General features: G+C 68.1%; 17 protein-coding genes and 1 tRNA gene. 14 read left to right on the forward strand and 4 right to left on the reverse strand.

Going from position 1 to position 17,537, the window contains the following annotated elements; all coding sequences use genetic code 11:
• Positions 1 to 3 precede the first annotated feature (3 nt).
• The 9 genes from BOSE46_RS08075 (at position 4) to BOSE46_RS08115 (ending at position 8,048) form a co-directional block, all read left to right on the forward strand.
• Entirely contained in the window at positions 4 to 387 is a 384-nt protein-coding gene (locus BOSE46_RS08075) for a rhodanese-like domain-containing protein (protein ID WP_159539749.1), read from the forward strand.
• Positions 384 to 1,748 carry an FAD-binding oxidoreductase gene (locus tag BOSE46_RS08080; RefSeq protein WP_159539750.1) on the forward strand — a complete coding sequence of 455 codons (1,365 nt, stop codon included), beginning with the start codon at positions 384 to 386 and terminating at the stop codon, positions 1,746 to 1,748. The genes BOSE46_RS08075 and BOSE46_RS08080 overlap by 4 nt, the downstream gene beginning before the upstream one ends.
• 23 nt (positions 1,749 to 1,771) lie before the next feature.
• Positions 1,772 to 2,269: an NADPH-dependent FMN reductase gene (locus BOSE46_RS08085; RefSeq protein ID WP_159539751.1), complete on the forward strand. Its 498-nt coding sequence runs from the start codon at positions 1,772 to 1,774 to the stop codon at positions 2,267 to 2,269.
• On the forward strand, positions 2,266 to 2,757 hold the full coding sequence (locus BOSE46_RS08090) for a flavin reductase family protein (protein WP_159539752.1): 492 nt from the start codon (positions 2,266 to 2,268) through the stop codon (positions 2,755 to 2,757). Before BOSE46_RS08085 ends, BOSE46_RS08090 begins: the two co-directional genes overlap by 4 nt.
• A 393-nt stretch (positions 2,758 to 3,150) precedes the next feature.
• Complete coding sequence (locus BOSE46_RS08095) at positions 3,151 to 4,056, forward strand: TauD/TfdA family dioxygenase (protein WP_159539753.1); 906 nt, start codon at positions 3,151 to 3,153, stop codon at positions 4,054 to 4,056.
• Positions 4,053 to 4,946 (forward strand): ABC transporter permease, encoded by an 894-nt coding sequence (locus BOSE46_RS08100; RefSeq protein ID WP_159539754.1) that lies wholly within the window; start codon positions 4,053 to 4,055, stop codon positions 4,944 to 4,946. Before BOSE46_RS08095 ends, BOSE46_RS08100 begins: the two co-directional genes overlap by 4 nt.
• Positions 4,943 to 5,656 (forward strand): ABC transporter ATP-binding protein, encoded by a 714-nt coding sequence (locus tag BOSE46_RS08105; RefSeq protein ID WP_159539755.1) that lies wholly within the window; start codon positions 4,943 to 4,945, stop codon positions 5,654 to 5,656. The genes BOSE46_RS08100 and BOSE46_RS08105 overlap by 4 nt, the downstream gene beginning before the upstream one ends.
• 44 nt (positions 5,657 to 5,700) lie before the next feature.
• A complete protein-coding gene (locus BOSE46_RS08110) occupies positions 5,701 to 6,711 on the forward strand; it encodes an aliphatic sulfonate ABC transporter substrate-binding protein (RefSeq protein ID WP_159539756.1) in 1,011 nt (336 codons plus the stop codon).
• On the forward strand, positions 6,708 to 8,048 hold the full coding sequence (locus BOSE46_RS08115) for an LLM class flavin-dependent oxidoreductase (protein ID WP_159539757.1): 1,341 nt from the start codon (positions 6,708 to 6,710) through the stop codon (positions 8,046 to 8,048). Before BOSE46_RS08110 ends, BOSE46_RS08115 begins: the two co-directional genes overlap by 4 nt.
• A gap of 96 nt (positions 8,049 to 8,144) precedes the next feature.
• Here BOSE46_RS08115 and BOSE46_RS08120 read toward each other — a convergent pair whose 3' ends face one another.
• From BOSE46_RS08120 to BOSE46_RS08130, 3 genes are all read right to left on the reverse strand, one after another.
• Positions 8,145 to 9,443, reverse strand: a complete 1,299-nt coding sequence (locus BOSE46_RS08120) for a hypothetical protein (RefSeq protein ID WP_159539758.1) — start codon at positions 9,441 to 9,443, stop codon at positions 8,145 to 8,147.
• A gap of 115 nt (positions 9,444 to 9,558) precedes the next feature.
• Positions 9,559 to 10,860, reverse strand: coding sequence for a D-arabinono-1,4-lactone oxidase (locus BOSE46_RS08125; RefSeq protein WP_159539759.1), 1,302 nt, complete (start codon positions 10,858 to 10,860; stop codon positions 9,559 to 9,561).
• On the reverse strand, positions 10,857 to 12,029 hold the full coding sequence (locus BOSE46_RS08130; RefSeq protein WP_159539760.1) for an amino acid deaminase/aldolase: 1,173 nt from the start codon (positions 12,027 to 12,029) through the stop codon (positions 10,857 to 10,859). Before BOSE46_RS08130 ends, BOSE46_RS08125 begins: the two co-directional genes overlap by 4 nt.
• Positions 12,030 to 12,082: 53 nt before the next feature.
• Here BOSE46_RS08130 and BOSE46_RS08135 point away from each other — a divergent pair, with 53 nt between their 5' ends.
• Entirely contained in the window at positions 12,083 to 12,901 is an 819-nt protein-coding gene (locus BOSE46_RS08135; protein WP_159539761.1) for a hypothetical protein, read from the forward strand.
• A gap of 47 nt (positions 12,902 to 12,948) precedes the next feature.
• Positions 12,949 to 13,021: transfer RNA gene (locus BOSE46_RS08140), tRNA-Thr, on the forward strand.
• Between the two features lie 134 nt (positions 13,022 to 13,155).
• Here the strand turns inward: BOSE46_RS08140 and BOSE46_RS08145 are convergent.
• A complete protein-coding gene (locus BOSE46_RS08145; protein ID WP_159539762.1) occupies positions 13,156 to 13,314 on the reverse strand; it encodes a hypothetical protein in 159 nt (52 codons plus the stop codon).
• A gap of 240 nt (positions 13,315 to 13,554) precedes the next feature.
• Here BOSE46_RS08145 and BOSE46_RS21445 point away from each other — a divergent pair, with 240 nt between their 5' ends.
• Genes BOSE46_RS21445 through BOSE46_RS08155 form a run of 3 tightly spaced genes read left to right on the forward strand, consistent with a single transcriptional unit; the run spans position 13,555 to position 17,317 of the window.
• Positions 13,555 to 14,712, forward strand: a complete 1,158-nt coding sequence (locus BOSE46_RS21445) for a substrate-binding domain-containing protein (RefSeq protein WP_159539763.1) — start codon at positions 13,555 to 13,557, stop codon at positions 14,710 to 14,712.
• Positions 14,697 to 16,295 (forward strand): sugar ABC transporter ATP-binding protein, encoded by a 1,599-nt coding sequence (locus BOSE46_RS08150; RefSeq protein WP_236551836.1) that lies wholly within the window; start codon positions 14,697 to 14,699, stop codon positions 16,293 to 16,295. The genes BOSE46_RS21445 and BOSE46_RS08150 overlap by 16 nt, the downstream gene beginning before the upstream one ends.
• On the forward strand, positions 16,292 to 17,317 hold the full coding sequence (locus tag BOSE46_RS08155; protein ID WP_159539765.1) for an ABC transporter permease: 1,026 nt from the start codon (positions 16,292 to 16,294) through the stop codon (positions 17,315 to 17,317). The genes BOSE46_RS08150 and BOSE46_RS08155 overlap by 4 nt, the downstream gene beginning before the upstream one ends.
• The last annotated feature ends 220 nt before the right edge of the window (positions 17,318 to 17,537 follow it).

Genomic DNA, 17,537 nt, shown 5'->3' on the forward strand with positions numbered 1-17,537 from the left:
ATCATGACCGAGACCACCACCGCCTGCGACCTGCCCGCAGCACCGCACACCACGCACTCCGCCGTGCTCGTCAGCCCCGCCATCGCCGCGGCGGCGGTCGAGGGTGGCGCGCGGTTCATCGACGTACGCAGCGAGGGCTTCCGCGCGCGCACCGGTGGGCTCCCGCAGGCCGAGATCGTCGACAAGCCGGCCCTCGCCGAGGCCTTCGCCGACCGTGAGGACGGCAGGCCGGTCGTCGTGATCTGCGGCTCGATCAACGGTTCGGGTCCCGTCGCCGACCAGCTCGTCGAGTGGGGCTTCAGCAACGTCGTGCACGTCGACGGCGGCTTCGCTGCCTGGAAGGACGCCGGCCTCGCCACGACGCCGGCGACGGACCCCGACGCATGACCCTTGCCGCCACCTTCTCCCTCGACGACCTCGTCGCGGACCTCGACGACTGGTCGGTCGTCCCGGCCGACGTCGAGTCGGCGAGCCGCGACCGCTCGGGCTCACCGATCGGTCCCGCGGCGGTCGTCGTGCGCGCCGGCTCGGTCGAGCAGGTGCAGGCGACGCTGCGGTTCGCTCAGCTGCACGGCATCGCGGTCGTGCCGCGTGGCGCCGGCAGCGGCGTCGCGGGCGGTGCCGTCGCGGGCGTCGGCAGCATCGTGCTCGACCTGTCCCGGCTCGACCGGATCGTCGAGATCCGAGCGGACGACCAGGTCGCGGTGGTCGAGCCCGGCGTCATCACCGCCGATCTCGACGCCGCAGCAGGGGCCCACGGGCTGTTCTACGCCCCCGATCCCGGCAGCGTCGGCATCTCCACGATCGGCGGCAACATCGCGACCAACGCCGGCGGGCTGCGGGGCGCCAAGTACGGCGTGACCCGCGACGCCGTGCTGTCCCTCGACGTCGTCCTCGCCGACGGGCAGCTCATCACGGTGGGCCGCGAGACGCTCAAACGCGTGACAGGCTACGACCTGCTCGGCCTGCTCGTCGGCTCGGAGGGCACGCTTGGCGTCGTCGTCCGCGCCACGCTGCGGCTGCTGCCCAGGCCGGTCGCCACCAGCACCGTCGCGGCGTACTTCGAAAGCATCGACGAGGCCGCCGCCGCGGCGATCGCGGTGCGCGCGTCGGGCGTACGCCCTGTCGTCCTCGAGATCGTGGACGGGCCGACCCTCGCGGCCATCGATGCGCTGGAGGGCACCCAGCTTCGCGCCAACGGCGCAGCCTTCCTGCTCGCCCAGTCCGACGGCCACGCCGCCGCGATCGAGGCAGGGGTCATCGCCGACGTCCTGACCCCACTGGCGGCGTACGTCGAGACGTCCGACGACCCCGTCGAGAGCGCTCGTCTGATGACGGCTCGCCGACAGGCGCTGCCGGCGCTCGAGCGCATCGGCCGGGTCGTGATCGAGGACATCGCCGTGCCGCCGTCGCGGCTCGCCGAGGCGATCCGCGGGATCCACGCGATTGCCGAGGAGACCGGTGCCCGCATCTTCGTGTTCGCTCACGCCGGCGACGGCAATGTGCACCCGATCCTCGTGGTCGACGACGGCGAGGAGGTGCTGCCACCGCACGCTCTGGAGGCGGTCGACCGGATCTTCGCGCTGGCCCTGAACCTCGGCGGCACTCTGACCGGGGAGCACGGCGTCGGACTCCTCAAGCGTGACTGGGTCACGCGCGAGGTCGGCGGTGTCGTCGACGGTCTGCAGCACGCCATCAAGTCATTGTTCGACCCGGCCGGGATCCTCAATCCCGGCAAGGCCATCTGATCCAGCAAGGAGCTGAACCACTCATGCGCGTCTCTCTCGTCGTGGGCAATCCCAAGGCCAGGTCGCGGACCTGGGAGGCCGCCCACCGCCTCGCGGACGGACTCGGCGCGACCGACGTCGTCGCCCATGACCTCGTCGACCTCGGCCCCGGCCTGCTCGGCTGGGGCGACCCCGACGTGTCGGCCGCGGTCAAGGCGGTGGCGTCGAGCGACGTGGCGATCTTCGCGTCGCCCACGTTCAAGGCGACGTACACGGGGCTGCTCAAGCTGTTCCTCGACCAGCTTCCCGGCGGAACAGGGCTCGAGGGTGTCGTCGGCATCCCGTTGATGCTCGGCGCGGGCCCAGCCCACCAGCTGGCAGCGGAGCTGCACCTCAAGCCCGTCCTCGTCGAGGTGGGCGCGACAGTCCCGGCACCGGCGCTCTACCTGATCGACAGCGCTCCTCAGCCGGACGCCGTCGAGCATTCGTGGCTCGCCAGCTGGGCGCCGGTCGTCCGCGCTGCGGTGGGGGTAGAGGCATGAGCGCTGAGATCGACGACGAGGTGCTGCAGAAGTCGTTCCGGTCTGCCATGGGCAACGTCGCGGCTGCCGTGTCGGTTGTGACGACGTTTGCCGATGGTGAGCCGCTGGGCTCGACGGTCAGCGCCTTCGCTTCGCTGTCGATGGACCCGCCGATGCTCCTGGTGTCGCTCGACAACCGATCGTCCTTGCTGGCGAGGCTGCACATCGAGTCGATCGTCGGCGTCAACGTGCTCGCCGCGCACCAGGACCAGATCGCGCTCCGGTTCGCCCGCACCGGTCCTGACAAGTTCGCCGACATTCCGTGGCGGCCCGAGAACGGTGCGCCCGGCCTCGTTGACCGGCACGCCTGGGTGGCGATGGCGGTGACGCAGCTGATCGAGGCCGGCGATCACACGCTGGTGCTGGGCCGGGTCGAGGCGGCGGACACGTACGCCAACGCGCCGCTGACCTACTGGCAACGAGCCTTCGGAACCCACAAGAGCTTCTGAGACTGCCTAGCGTCGTACCTTCTGAGGGTCATGTGCCTCAGAAGGCATGACGCATGCCTTCCGTGGCCCGAGGACTGCACACCCCGCCCACTGTTCCGCGGTTTGCAGCCAGTTATCGACGTCGCTCACGTCCTGAGACCCGGCCGGAAATGCCGGAAACTGTGCTTCGCGCGGGTGGGCGCGAGTAGCACGAACCGGCTGCGATCACGGGGCCGTTCCAAGGTTCGAAACGGGCCGTGACCAGCGGTTTTGCGGCCCTAGCGTCATCGGCATGAACTCGATGACGAACCTCGTCGCGCGCCTCGCGGTCGACCTGATGCGGACCCAGAGCGCGACCTGTTGCTGACCAGCAGCCCCGTCCCGTACGTCCGCACGCCCATCGAAGGAACTCGCATGACCATCTCCATCCGCAAGCTCACCAGCCGCATCGGCGCCGAGATCTCCGGCGTCGACCTGTCCCGGCCGCTCGACACCGAGACGATCGCGGCGATCCGCCAGGCGCTCAACGCGCACAAGGCCGTCGTGTTCGACGGTGCCGACCTCGACCAGCGCGGCCAGGAGCGCATCGCCGGCTACTTCGGCGACCTCACCGCGGCGCACCCGACGGTGCCAGCCGCCGACGGCAGCGCGGCTGTCCTCGCGGTCGACAGCGCCGAGAGCAAGGCCAACCAGTGGCACACCGACGTCACGTTCGTCATCAACCCGCCGGCGATCTCGACGCTGCGCAGCATCACGGTGCCTCCGTACGGCGGAGAGACGCTGATCGCCGACGCGGCCGGCGCCTATCGAGACCTGCCGCCGGCGCTGCGCGAGCTCGCCGACGGGCTGTGGGCGGTGCACTCCAACGACTACGACTACGCCGTGCCGCCTGAGACGCTGACCGATCACCAGAAGGCGTACAACGAGACGTTCACCTCGACGGTGTTCGAGACGGCGCACCCCGTCGTGCGCGTCCACCCCGAGACGGGGGAGCGTGGCCTGTTCATCGGCGGGTTCGTGCGCCGGCTCGTCGGGCTGTCCAACACCGAGTCGCGCGACATCCTGCGCCTCCTGCAGGCGTACGTGACGAGGCCCGAGAACATCCTGCGCTGGTCGTGGTCGCCGGGCCAGCTGCTGATCTTCGACAACCGGATCACGCAGCACTACGCGATCGACAACTACGACGACCAGCCGCGCCGCCTCGAGCGGATCACGATCGCCGGCGACGTGCCGGTCTCGGTCGACGGCAAGCTGTCGTACGTCATCACGGGCGACTCGAGCCACTACTCGAGCATTGCCGAGAGCCGGTCGGCCGCATGAGCACCGGTTTCGCGCCGGCGCGCGTACGCCCGTCGCGCGGCGCCGCGGCGCCATCGCGCGAGCGGGCGACCGAGACGTTCACTGCCCCGGCCGGGCGTGAGGGCAGTCGGCTGACCCGCCTGCGGCGCCGCGTGAGCTGGCCGCTGGGGATCTACACGACGCCCGTCGCGATCCTCGTGCTGTGGCAGGTCACCAGCGAGCTCGGCTGGTTGCCGGAGAAGATCGCGCCGGCCCCCACGGCGATCGTCCAGGCCGGCGTCGACCTGTGGAAGCTCGGCGAGCTGAGCGTCGACCTGACCACATCGCTGCGCCGGGTCGGCATCGGACTCGCGATCGGTCTGACGATCGGCATCACGACGGGCATCATCGCCGGCCTGCTGCGATCGGGGGAGTACCTGTTCAACGGCGTCGTGCAGATCGTGCACACGATCCCGCTGCTCGCGATCCTGCCGCTGATGATCGTCTGGTTCGGCATCGACGAGCTGACCAAGGTGCTGCTGATCTCGTTCGGCGCGGGCCTGCCGATGTACCTCAACCTGTTCGCGGCGATCCGCGGCGTCGACCAACGCCTGATCGAGATGGCCCGAGCCGCCGGAGTGCGTCGGTGGCGGCTGATCACGCGGGTGCTGCTGCCGGGCGCCCTGCCGGGATTCCTCGTCGGCCTGCGGTTCTCCCTCGCGTACAGCGTGCTGGGACTCGTCGCGGCCGAGACGATCAACGCCAACGCCGGCATCGGCTACCTGATCAACCGCGCACAGACCTATCTGCGCATCGACCAGGTCTACCTGGGGCTCGTCATCTACGCGATCCTCGGTCTCCTCGCCGACCAGTTCGTCCGCATTCTCGAGCGGGTGCTGCTGCAGTGGCGCCCCAGCTATGAGGCGTCATGAGCACCACGACCACGACCTCCGTCGACGTACGCAACGTCGGTCGGCGGTTCGGCGACCGGGTCGTCCTCGACGACCTGAGCCTGACGATCGGCGAGTCCGAGTTCGTCGTCCTGCTGGGCCCGTCCGGCTGCGGCAAGAGCACGCTGCTGCGGTTGCTGGGCGGCCTCGACCTTCCGGACGCCGGAACGGTCAGCGTGCCCAAGGCAAGGGCGATCGTCTTCCAGAACGACCGGCTCCTGCCGTGGCAACGCGTGCTCCGCAACGTCACGATCGGCCTGTACGAGGACGGCGCCGACGAGCGTGCCCTTGCCGTGCTCGACGAGGTCGGCCTCAAGGACCGGGCTCGCGCCTGGCCCAAGACGCTGTCGGGCGGCGAGGCCCAGCGGGTGTCGCTCGCGAGGGCGCTCGTCGCCGACCCCGACCTCGTGCTGCTCGACGAGCCGTTCGCCGCGCTCGATGCGATCACCCGGCTGAGGATGCACGACCTGGTGCGCGACCTGCGGCACCGGCACAACGCCGCGATGCTGCTCGTCACGCACGACGTCGACGAGGCCATCGCGCTCGCCGACCGGATCCTCGTGATGAGCGACGGCCGGATCGGCAGCACCTACGACGTACGACTCGACGATGACGAACGCGACGTCGGCACCGCGCGGGAGGACCTCCGGGCCTCGCTGCTCGGCGATCTCGGCCTCGCCGCCGTCCACTGACCAACCCACCCTGCAATCCCCATAAACCCCCAAGGAGCTCCACCATGAACCGCACCCTGCCCAAAATCGTCGCCGCCATCGGTGCGCTCGCGCTCGCGAGCACTCTGACCGCGTGCGGTGGGGCTGCCGACTCGTCGACCGTCAAGAAGGTCAACCCCGAGTGGAAGAAGTACACGTTCACGATCGGCCAGCAGAGCGACGGCATCGTCGAGCTCGCTGACGAGTCGGGCGCGTTCGACTCGGCGTCGTACAAGATCAAGTTCGCCAAGTTCGACTACGGCCCGCCGCTGGTGCAGGCCGCGGCATCGGGTGACATCGACCTCGGCAGCGTCGGCGCCGTGCCGCCCATCACGGGTGCGGCCAAGACGCTGGGCTTCCGGATCATCGCGATCCAGACGCCGACCGACCCCAACCGTGCGCTGGAGAACATCCTCGTGCCGAAGGGTTCGCCCATCAAGACGCTCGCCGACCTCAAGGGCAAGCGCATCGCGATCCCGCAGGGCAGCTCGGCACACGGCCTGGCGCTCAACGCGATCCAGAGCGTCGGCCTGACGCCCAAGGACGTGAAGTTCGTCTTCCTGCCGCCGGCCGACGGGCAGAGCGCCTTCGCCGCAGGCAAGGTCGACGCGTGGGCGATCTGGGACCCGCAGTCGTCACTCGCGGTGTCACAGGGGGCCCGGGTCATCGCCAAGGGCGTCCCGCCGCTCGACTACGGCAGCCAGTTCTACGTCGGCTCCAAGAAGACGCTCGACGACCCGGTCAAGCGCAAGGCGCTCGCCGACGTGCTGAAGCGGCTCGCCAAGGCGTACGGGTACGCCCACAAGAACCCCGACAAGCACGTCGAGGCGCTCGTCAAGGAGACCGGACTCGACCCCAAGGTCATCAAGTCGAACATCGCAGCCTGGAGCTTCACGATCGGCGCGGTGACGCCCGATCAGGCCAAGGGTGAGCAGAAGCTGGCCGACAACTTCTATGACGCCGGCGAGATCACCAGCAAGGTCGACGTCGACCAGGTCATCGACAACATCCTGCCTGCTGGGTTCGGTGCCTCATGAGCACGCGGCAGCTGCACCTCAACGCGTTCCTGATGGAGGCCGGCCACCACGAGGCCGCCTGGCGGCTGCCGCAGAGCAACGTCGACGCGGACTTCGACCTGCAGCACTGGGTACGCCTGGCCAAGCTCGCCGAGGACGCGAAGTTCGACTCGCTGTTCCTCGCCGATGGTCCGGCGTTGCAGGGCTCGGGGGAGTTCCGCCCGCCTGGGCAGCTCGAGCCCTTGACGCTGCTGACCGCGCTGGCTGCGGCCACCAGCAGGATCGGGCTCATCGCAACGGTCTCCACGACGTACAACTCGCCCTACAACCTGGCGCGCCGGCTGGCGTCGGTCGACCACGTGAGCGGCGGCCGCGCGGGCTGGAACATCGTGACCTCGGCGACGCAGCGCGAGGCGGACAACTTCGGTCTCGACTTCACGCTGGGGCACGGCGCACGGTACGAGCGGGCGGCGGAGTTCCTCGACGTCGCGCTCAAGCTCTGGGACAGCTGGGAGGACGAGGCCCGCGTCGGCGACAAGGCCGCTGGGCGGTTCGCGGACCCGTCGCGGATCCACCCGATCAAGCACCACGGGAAGTACTTCCGGGTCGAGGGCGCCTTGAACGTACGGCGACCTCCTCAGGGCTATCCGTTGCTGGTACAGGCCGGGTCGTCCGACGACGGCAAGCAGTTCGCCGCGGCGTACGCGGAGGCGATCTTCACGGCGCACCAGACGATCGAGCGGGCGCAGGACTTCTACGCCGACATCAAGGACCGCGCCCGCAGGATCGGCCGTGATCCCGAGGGGATCAAGGTGCTTCCGGGGATCGTGCCGGTCATCGGCTCGACCGAGGCGGAGGCCCAGCAGCTTGCGCAGCAGCTGGACGACCTGCGGGTGCCGGAGTACGGCCTGCTGCAGCTGTCGACGATCCTCGAGGTGCCGGCCGACTCGCTGGCGATCGACGAGCGACTGCCGCGGTCGGTCATCAACCGGCCGACGGTCGAGGGCTTCCAGAGCCGTGCCGACCTGATCGTCGAGCTCGCGACCCGGGAGGACCTCACGGTCCGCCAGGTGCTGTCGAAGCTCGGCGGCGGTCGCGGCCATCACACGGTAGCCGGCACGCCCGAGCAGATCGCCGACACGATCACGACGTGGTTCACCGATGGCGCCGCGGACGGGTTCAACATCATGGGCCCGGCACTGCCGTCAGGTCTCGAGGCGTTCATCGAGCACGTCCTGCCGATCCTGCGTTCGCGTGGGTTGTTTCGCGAGGACTACACCGGCACGACGCTGCGGGAGAACTACGGCCTCGCAAAGCCGGCCAACCAGTTCCACGCAAGGGAGCTGGCCACGGTCTAGAGGCGTCGCGAGATCCCACACGATGTGGACAGATTCGGCCCACGATGGGGCTTTCGGTGGGCCGAATCTGTCCACATCTCGAGGATCAGCCGCCGGTCAGACCTTCGCCTTGCGGTAGCCGTAGCTTCGGGCAGCTGCTTGCGTCGAGAAGCAGTCCTCAGGCTTGGTCGCCTTGTAGAAGCGCTGGCCCGGCATGTGATAGATCATCGAGCTCGCGTTGCCCTTGATCGGTGCCCAGGACGGGCAGTTCCAGGACGAGACGGGATCGGTGCGACCGGGCAGCGTGACGGCGCTCGACGACGAGCTCATGTCGGAGAAGGTGCTGTAGCCACTCTTCCGTCCCGTCACCCGGACCTTGAGCTTCTTGCCCTTCCACGACGGCTTGACGTAGATGTGCGAGGACGTGGCGCCCGAGATCTTCTTGCCGTTCAGGTACCAGGCATACGTGAACGTCGTCCCCGACACCCAGCTGCCCGTCCTCGCGGTGAGTGACCGAGTCGCAACGGGCTTGCCAGAGATCCCGGCACTGCCGATTCGCTGGACGTGCGGGGTGGCGCCGGAGAACCGGGTCACTGTGGCGTAGCCCGCGCGAGTGCCGAGCGTGCGAAGCGTGATCTTGCGGGTCACCTGGCCGGAGGAGATCTTGTACGTCGACCGGGTCGCGCCCGAGATGGGGCTGCCATCGGCGTACCAGCGGTAGTGGATCCGCACCCCGGACATCCAGGTGCCCGGCCTCGCGGTCAGAGTACGGCCGACCGCTGCAGCACCGGAGATCCTCGGCTTGGCTGCCGCCGTCACGACCTTCGCCGACTTCACCGACGTGGTGGAGAACGTCGGGTAGTCCGTCAGGAAACCGGTGACGCGCACCGAGATGCCGCGGCGTCCCTGCGACGAGGTCAGACGGAACGTGGAACCGACCGCGTTGGGAATCGCCTGGCCGTTGTCGAGCCACTGGTAGGTCAGGTTGGTGCCAGCGGTCCACGTGCCAGGACTTGCGGTGAGCGTCGACCCCACCAGGTAGGTGCCGGCGACTGTGGGCTGGCCGGCAAGGAGGACCTTGGCGGTGGGCGCAGACGTACGCGTCTCGCCGCTCGGAGTGCTCGACAACGTCACCGTGATCTGCTTGCCCTGTTCACCCGGAGTGGGCACCAAGGTCGCCGCGTCGGTTCCGAGGGGGGTGCCGTCGGCTGCCCAAACATACGTCGGGGTCTCACTGGTGGGCCAGTCCGACGGCGTGACTGCGGTGAGCACCTGACCGACGACGGGCGTGCCCGTGACCGTCGGAGCGACAGGATCGGTGACCTCTTCGGCGGAGGCGCCGCCGAGTGGCGTCACCAGGGCGAAGGTCAGCAGGAACAGCAGGACGGCGCGCAGCAGCCGAGTCTTTGATGGCACAGGAATCTCCCCCGAAAACGATTGGAACCTGGCGAAGCTAACACCCGCTTCTGGCGGCAGTCCGTCGTTCGGGAAAAGATGGTTACAACGAGTCGCATCCAGTGGTCGGAACGAGTCAGCCCAGTATTCGGTCGAGGTAGTCGTTGCTGAACGTACGGGCGGGGTCGAGCTCGTCGCGTACGCCGACGAAGTCGCCGAAGCGGGCGTAGCGGTCGGCGAAGTACGAGGCGTCGAGGGTGTGGATCTTGCCCCAGTGCGGCCGGCCCTCGTGCGCCGTGAAGATGTCCCGGGCGGCGGCGAAGTAGGCCTGGTAGTCGCTGCGCCAGTACTGGTGCACCGCGACGTAGCAGTTGTCGCGCTCGTGGCCCGTCGACATCCACACGTCGTCGGCGGCGGTGAAACGTACCTCGATGGGGAACGAGATGTTCTCGTGGCCGGCGCCGAACCACGCCTTGAGCTCGGCCAGCACCGACGGCAGCGCCTCGCGCGGCATCGCGAACTCGGACTCGCGAAACCGTACGGTGCGCGAGGACACGAACACGTTGAAGGAGTCGTCGACGTACTCCCGGGCGCTGAGCACCGACGCGGCGACGGAGTTGAGGCGCGGGATCCACGAGCGCTGGCGGGCGACGACGCGGTTGAGTCCCTCGAACACCGTGTTGCTCAGGAACTCGTCGTCGAGCCAGTGCCGGAACCGGCCGACCGGCTGGCGCTCGGTGCCCTCGGGGACGCGGTTGTTGCGCTTGGTGAGGGCCTTGTCGGTGTGCGGGAACCAGTAGAACTCGAAGTGGTCGTTGTCGTCGACGAGCGCGTCGACCTGGTCGAGCACGTCCGGCAGCGCCATCGGCTCCTCACGGGCGTGCAGCAGGAACGCGGGTACGCACTGCAGCGTCACCTCAGTCACGATGCCGAGTGCGCCGAGCGTCACCCGGGCGGCGCCGAACCACGTGTGGCTCTCGTCGATCTCGAGCACCTCACCGTCAGCCGTGACGATCTGCACGCCGACGACTGCGGCCGAGATGCCGAACAGCTTGCCGCCGGTGCCGTGCGTGCCGGTCGACACCGCGCCGGCGACGGATTGCGGGTCGACGTCGCCGAGGTTGGGCAGCGCGAGCCCGAGCGCCTTGAGCTTGGGGTTGAGGTCGTGCAGCGAGATGCCGGCCTGCACGCGCACGCGCCCGGTCGCCGAGTCGTGCGCGAGGATGCGGCTCATGCGGTCGAGCCGCAGCAGCACACCGTCGGTCGCGGCGATCGGGGTGAACGAGTGGCTGGCGCCGACTGCCTTGACCTTGAGGCCTGCCGCTGCGGCCGCACGGACGATCCGCTGGACGTCAGCAGTCGACGCGGGATGCTCGATGCGTACGGGATGGGTCTCGACGCTGCGGCTCCAGTTGGTCCACGTGTTCGCGGTCGTCATCCGAAGTTCTTGCCCTCTCCGCGATACGTCGGGACGCGCCGGGTCGTGCCGTCGCCAGAGACGAGGGCGATCTCGTCGAACCGCTCGCACATCTCGCCGGCCTTGGCGTAGCGCATCACCACTCGGTCGCCGATAGACAAAGACTTCGCTACCTGACCCTTGACAGGTGTTTGCACCTCGCCGGCGCCTTCAGTGCCGATCGGCTTGAGCCCCTCGGGCCAGGTCGGGGTGGGTTGCCGGTTCTTGTTGGTCGGCCCGGATGCGATATAGCCGCCGGCGAACAACGTCGCGATGTCAGGTGCGGGCTTGCGTACGACGGAGAGCACGAAGTAGGCCGCCGGTCGTGCGTCGAACGCGTCGTAGCCGTCGAACAGGGTCGGCGCGAACAGGCCCGATCCGGCGGTGAGCTCGGTGATCGCCGGGTCGGCGCCGGTGACCTCGAGGCTGCCGGTGCCGCCGGCGTTCACGATCTCGAGCTTCGCGTGCCCGGACACTGCGTCGACGACCTTGGACCGTCGGTCCAGCAGCTCGGCGGCGGAGCGCTTCTTGATCAGGCGTACGGCCGGTGACGAGTCGGGCAGCCCCGCGATCTGCGCGTCGTAGAACATCAGCCCGACGAGATCGAATCCCTGACGGCTGGCGATGGCCGCGGCCAGCGTGCCGGCGTCCTCGGCGGTGTGCACAGGGGAGCGGCGTACGCCCAGGTGTGCGGGCCCGAACTTGAGCGACGCATCGACGTCGATGCAGACCCGGATCGACGGGTGACCGGTGCCCAGCAGGCTGTCGATGTGGTCCAGCGACTCGGTGCTGTCGACCATCACGGTGATCTGCGCGCGACGGCGTTCGTCGGCGACGAGGTAGTCGAGCGCACGGTGGCTCGTCGTCGGGTAGGCCAGCAGGATGTCGTCGATGCCGTTGTCGACTAGCCAGTTGGACTCGGCGAGGGAGTAGGACATGACGCCCGCGAACCCGTCCCGCGCGAGGGTGCCCTCGAGGATCGAGCGCACTCGCACGGACTTGCTGGCGACCCGGATCGGCACGCCGTTGGCGCGGCGCACGAGATCGTCGGCGTTGGCCCACAGGGACGGCTCGTCGATCACCGCGAACGGGGTGTCCAGTGTCTGGGTCGCGGCGAGCAGTCGGGCATACGAGCTGGACGGTTGTGGCACGCCGACAGTATGTCGCACCGTCGGTGCAGGAATCGATCACGGATACTGGACCGATGCGCAGGCTCACACCACTCCTGTTGGCGGTCGCGATCCTGGTCTCGGGGTGCACCAGCGGCTCGGACGACCCCAAGCCCACCGCCACGGCGACTGGTGACGATCGTTCGGTCACGCTCGCGGCGCTGCGCCTCGACTGGCCCAAGGCCCAGGGCAAGCTCGTTGTGGCCAAGCCGCCGGCAACGCCCGACGGATTCGACGACGCGACGTACGCCCGTATGGCGAAGGTGCTGACCACGTGGGCCAAGGTCGCGGCGGTCGACGACTCGGTCTGGCACAGCAACGACCCGCTGGCTGCGATCACGAAGGCGCTGCCGGCCAAGGCTGCGGACACCTTCACCAAGCAGGGCAAGGGAGTCGTCTCGCCTCATCTCCGCGTCGCCAACGTGTTCGGCGACGACGTCACGGTCGTGGGCACGCCCATGATCACGACGGCGTGGAAGGTGACGGTCGACAAGGACGACGCCGACAGGCCGTACGTCCTGCTGGAGCTGCAGACGCGCGCGGCGTACGAGGTGCGGTTCAAGAACGGGGCCACCCGGGTCATCGGTGTGCTGCGCGTGCACGGCCTGAGCGCGTACAAGGACACGAAGGACGACTTCGGCGTCGGCGGCGGGTGGCAGGAGTTCGGCGCCAGTGACTGTGCCCTCGCGCTCGACGATGCGCTGGTGCCGGACAGCGATCGCGAGGAGGGCCTCGCCGACCTGGCGACGTTCCTCCGGGTCGGCAAGGGCAGCAAGCTCGAGATGCCGAAACTCTCCGCGCCGGAGCGGGTCGACGACGAGTACCTCAAGCGCTGCCGCGACGGCCAGACCTGAGGCCCCGCGCCCACCCACTACGATGGATCCCGGGCTTCGGCCCGTACGCCTCTGTAGCTCAGTTGGTAGAGCGCCTCACTTGTAATGAGGATGTCGCGGGTTCGAATCCTGTCGGAGGCTCAGGGAAAATTCGGGTTTGATGGACTGGAGCGCACACCTCCGGGACTCCGCCGCAGGTTGAGGACCGGCGGGTGTCGTACGTCGGACGGCTAGACGAGCCGCCGTGACGGGCGACGCCTCGGCGGAGCAACATGTCACGAGCTGGACGGGTCGTACAGCGTGTGCTGGCGCTCCAAGTCCTCGCACGCCTTGGTCAGCGCGACCGCGAGCGCCGCCTCTTCGGAGACGAAACCTGATCGGCTGAGGCTCGCGGCCCAGGCGATGCGCCCCACCGCGAGGTGGGAGGACGGCATCTCTGCAAGGACCCCTCGGCAGTGCGTCGAGTATCGCGGGGCGCCAACGACGTAATCGCCCTTGCGGTCGAGCTTGCGTCGTTGATGGAAGACCTCATGACATCGAACATAATCCTTATATTTATTGACAGAGATTCGGGTTGCGAGCATTATCGAGGCGTGTGATGTGGATCGCATTCTCACCGCAACTCATTGAAGGCACGGCGATCTCCACTGTCGCCGCCAATCCGGAGGTACTTCATGAATCACCGACTCCCCCTCGCGTGCATCGCGCTCGCAGCGACGATGTTCATCGCAGGTTGCGCAGGCGACAAGGGCACAGGCGACGAGCCGACGAAGGCTGCCGCGGCCACGTCTGGTGTCGAGGCTGCGAAGGCCGCACTGCCGGCCCTGCAGAAGGGCACCAGCGTCTTGCCCTCTGGTGACTCGCGGCCGATCAAGAAGGGAGCGCGGGTGGCCCTTCTGTCGGCTGGGCAGAACAATCTTTCCGCTCAAGGGCCCATCGACGGTGCCAAAGCGGCCTGCAAGGTAGCGGGGTGGACCTGTGACGTCTTCGACGGTGCCAGCGATCCCACGAAGTACTCCGGCTTGGTCAACCAGATCGTCGCGGCCGGCTACGACGGCATCATCGACGTCGGCGTCGACTGCCCGCTGATCTCCACGGCGTTGGATGCGGCGAAGAAGAAGGGCATCAAGATCATCAGTGCCTACGCGTTCGACTGCAACGACCCCAAGTACAAGGGAGAGAAGCAGTTCGACGGAGAGATGCTTTACGTGGACGACCGCACCGGCGCTGAGCAGTTCGTTGCGTTCGGTCGCGCTCAAGCGACGGCGATGCTGGCCCTGTCCGGGGGCAAGCAGAAGATCTTGCACGTGACCGACGGCGAGTTCAGAATCCTCGACTACATTGCTGAAGGGCTCGAGGCTGGTCTGGCCGATGACCCGTCCACCAAGGTCGTCGAGACGCTCGACATCAAGGCTGCTGACTTGGTCACCGGCAAGGCGGCGCAGCAGATCTCGTCCCTGCTGACCAAGAACCCCACTGCCACGGCGATCACCACGCCGTACTTCGCGGCCGGGATGGCAGCCGTCTACCCGTCGCTGCAGTCGACCGGCAAGGCGGGGAAGATGTTCGTCCAGGGCGCGGAGGGCCAGGCACCCGAGCTCGACATGGTTCGCGCTGGCGTCGCCTCGTTCGTCAACATCGCCTCCCCTGATTGGACTGGCTGGGCGGCGGTCGACACGCTGAACAGCGTCCTGATCGACAAGCCGGTGGTGTCCAGCGGCGTCGGGTTCACGATCGTCACGAAGGAAAACGCCACTGGCAAGAAGGGCTCGACGTTCAGCGAGCTGCCGGACTACCAGAGCGCCTACCGCAAGGCATGGGGCGTCAGTTGACAAGCACCTTCCATGAGGTTGGTCAGGTTGAGCGCGAGCAGGCTCTCGCGCTCAACCTGACCAACGTCTCCAAGACGTTCGGGGTCACCAAAGCCTTGGACGGCGTCAGCCTGCAGGTCCGCAAGGGCAGCATCCACGCATTGCTCGGTGCCAATGGCTCCGGCAAGTCGACGCTCGTCAAGATCATCGCGGGCGTGGAGTCGGCTGACCACGGCAGCCAGGTCGAGGCGGGCGGTCGCACCGTGGCCGGCCACCACACATCTCCGGCTTTCGCACGCGAGACCGGGATCCACGTCGTGCACCAGGATCCCGCGGTCTTCGGGCATCTCTCCGTCGCAGACAACCTGGCGATCGGCCGCGCCGCCGGGTACGACGCCGGGCTGGTCGCTCCGATCCGTGAACGTCGCGTGCACCGTCACACGCGGGCCGTTCTCGACCGATTCGGCCTCGACATCGATCCCAAGACACCAGTTGCCGCTCTCGGACCAGGGGCTCGTGCGATGCTCGCCATCGCGCGTGTGCTCCAGGACCAGGAACAGGACACCGGCGGCGTGCTGATCCTTGACGAGCCCACCGCGTCTCTGCCGAGCGCCGAGGCCGACCAGTTGATCGCGACGCTTCAGCGGTGGGCCGCTGCGGGCCAGGCGATCGTCTATGTCACGCATCGTCTCGACGAGGTCACCCGGATGGCCGACACCGTGACCGTCCTGCGCGACGGCGCTCACGTCACGACGCGGCAGGCCGCGGGTCTGACCGAGGAGGACCTGGTGGAGCTGATCGTCGGACGGAGTGTCGCGGAAGCGTTCCCGCCTTCCCGCCCCATCGTCGATGCCGAGCCCCTTCTCGAGGTGCGTGGCCTATGCTCCGGTCGCATCCAGGATCTTTCCTTCGACGTGCGCCGTGGCGAGATCCTCGGCATCGGCGGCTTGCTCGGATCAGGGCGGACCACCCTGCTCAGTACGCTGTTCGGCGTCCGACAACCGGCAGCCGGAGAGATCCGACTCGATGGCGAACCGTTGGCTGCCGGGGGCATTCGTGCGGCGATCCGCCGCGGGATCGTGATGGTCCCAGAAGACCGCTCCCGAGAAGCGGCTCTCCCCGGTTTGACGACGCGCGAGAACCTCTCGGCGTCGAGGGTGAGTCGCTACTGGCGGCGCGGAAGACTGGACCACCGATTGGAGGCTCGCGAGGCCCGCGGCTCGATCGCGGAGTTCCTGGTGCGAGTCGCGTCGGACGCCCAGCCGTTTCACACATTGTCGGGAGGCAATCAGCAGAAGGTGATCCTCGCACGTTGGCTGCGGCTGACACCGGGCCTGATCCTTCTCGACGAACCCACCCAAGGCGTTGACGCCGGAGCACGCGCCGAGATCTACCGGTTGGTGCGCACTGCAGTCGATGCCGGAGCCAGCGCGATCGTGGTCAGCAGTGATCCTGAAGAACTCGCCAAGATGGCCGACCGCGTCCTGGTCATTTCGCGAGGCAAGCTCTCGGCGGAGCTCACCGCACCCGCCGTCACTGCGCACCGCATCGTCGAGGCCTCGTTCGGCAGCGCCCACCCCCATGAGGAGAGAGAACGCCCATGACCACCACCGACGCTGCTGTCGCAGCCACCTCCGAGAACGCCCCCGTCACCGCGGCGCGGCGCCAGCACGTGGCCCGGTCACTTGTCGAGCGCTACGGCCTGGTCATCTTGTTCGTGGTCGTCTTCGTGGCGTTCGCCAGCGTGTGGAACTACCCGGCGACCTTCCGCAGCAGCGACAACGTGCAACAGGTCCTGCGCAGCCAGGCCATTCCCGCGATCCTGGCGCTGGCCAGCATCCTGCCCCTGGTGTGCGGCCAGTTCGACCTGACCGTCGGGTCCGTCGCCGGCATCAGCGCGATCACGGTCGCCGGGGCGATCACCGACCACCACCTTTCGCTCGCCCTCGGCATCGTGCTCGCACTTGGTATCGGGCTGGTCATCGGGCTGGTCAATGGGCTCCTTGTCGCATACGTCGGAGTCAACTCCCTGATCGCGACGCTCGGAGTCGGCATCGCCGTCAGCGGGCTGGTCGAGTGGTACGCAGGCGGCCGGTCGATCTTGATCGCGACGACCGGCAGCCTGGCGAAGGTTGGCAGCCGCAACTGGTTCGGGGTGCCGTCGCTGGTCTACTTCGTGGCCGGCTTCGCGGTCGTGTTCTACTACCTGCTGCAACACACCCCGCTCGGTCGCTACCTCCACTCCATCGGTTCCAACGCCACCGCGGCGCACCTCGTCGGGCTGGACGTGCGCCGCTTGACGCTGCTGGCGTTCGTCGTGTCGGCATTGGTGTCGGCCATCGCCGGTGTGCTGTACCTCGGAGCGATCGGCAGCGCCTCCGCCTCAGGCGGCGGCATCCCGCTGACCTTGCCGGCCCTGGTGGCTGTTTTCCTCGGCGCCACCACCATCAAGCCCGGACGATTCAACGTCCTCGGTACGTTGGTCGCGGTGTATCTGCTGGCTTTCGCCCTTTCTGGCCTGAGCCTCAACGGCGTCGAGAGCTGGGTGCAGAACCTCGTCACCGGCACCGGTCTCGTGCTGGCGGTCACCTTCTCGACCCTCGCGGCTCGTGAGGGGTCACCCTGACCCAGCCGGTGCCGGTGACGAGGTGCTGTGGCAAAGATGCGCGGCAGCAGCCGAAGCCGATCGGACGAATCGATCTGGTTTTCACAGGTCTGCCAGCTAGCCGCGTACGAGGCACCCCGCGCGGTTGCGCGGGGTGAATCGCGGTCGAGCAGGTCGACCGCACTCAGACGCTCGAGCACCCGATCGGGACATGCGTCGCGCCACGATGCGATGCGAGCGC

Source organism: Aeromicrobium sp. 9AM (assembly GCF_902506105.1).
GTDB lineage: Bacteria > Actinomycetota > Actinomycetes > Propionibacteriales > Nocardioidaceae > Aeromicrobium.